The sequence below is a fragment of the Streptococcus suis genome (assembly GCF_002960425.1).
Classification (GTDB): domain Bacteria; phylum Bacillota; class Bacilli; order Lactobacillales; family Streptococcaceae; genus Streptococcus; species Streptococcus suis_S.
Map to the genome: position 1 here is coordinate 1 of NZ_POIZ01000074.1, position 624 is coordinate 624.

Annotated in this window: 1 protein-coding gene and 1 rRNA gene; one reads left to right on the forward strand and one right to left on the reverse strand. The window is 35.3% G+C overall.

Annotated features, from left to right (window positions below):
- Positions 1-167 (reverse strand): IS630 transposase-related protein (locus C1G57_RS09145; RefSeq protein WP_153045625.1); only part of this gene is annotated, 167 nt, incomplete at its 3' end.
- Positions 168-561: 394 nt separating this feature from the next.
- Here C1G57_RS09145 and C1G57_RS11285 point away from each other — a divergent pair.
- Positions 562-624 (forward strand): 16S ribosomal RNA (locus C1G57_RS11285); the annotation flags it as partial.

Here is a 624-nt window from a genome sequence, read left to right on the forward strand (position 1 = left end):
TTGGTTCCTTTTACTTGGTGACGAAGCTCGCCGGTTTTCTCTTTTAATTTTAACCATTGATAGATGGTGTTGCGTGAAATTTGGAAAATAGCAGATGCTTCGGTGATACTGCCCGTTTTCTCACAGTATGTGAGAACTTTTTTACGAAAATCTAATGAATATGCCATAAATACATAAAATCATAAATGTACTGGTTTTGTTTCATTTTACTATTAGAATAACTGAGTTGTCTTTTGAGACCGCGTTGACAGAAAGAAATGAAAAAAAGATTTCAAAAAAGTGTTGACAAGGTTGATTGAAGATGATAGAATAATTGAGTTGTCAAATCTGAGACACAACACTGAAAAAAGAAACGAAAAAAGTTTCAAAAAAGTGTTGACAAGCAGTTGAAGAAATGATAAACTAAGATAGTTGTCGTGAGAGAGCGGCGACAAACAAGACCTTTGAAAATTAAAGAAGACGAACCAAACGTGCAGGGTGATTTATCTAGGATAAATCGTCAATAACGAAAAAAAACAATAAAACGGAAAGCTAGCAATAGCTTGAGTTTGAATCAAAACTTTTTATGAGAGTTTGATCCTGGCTCAGGACGAACGCTGGCGGCGTGCCTAATACATGCAAGTG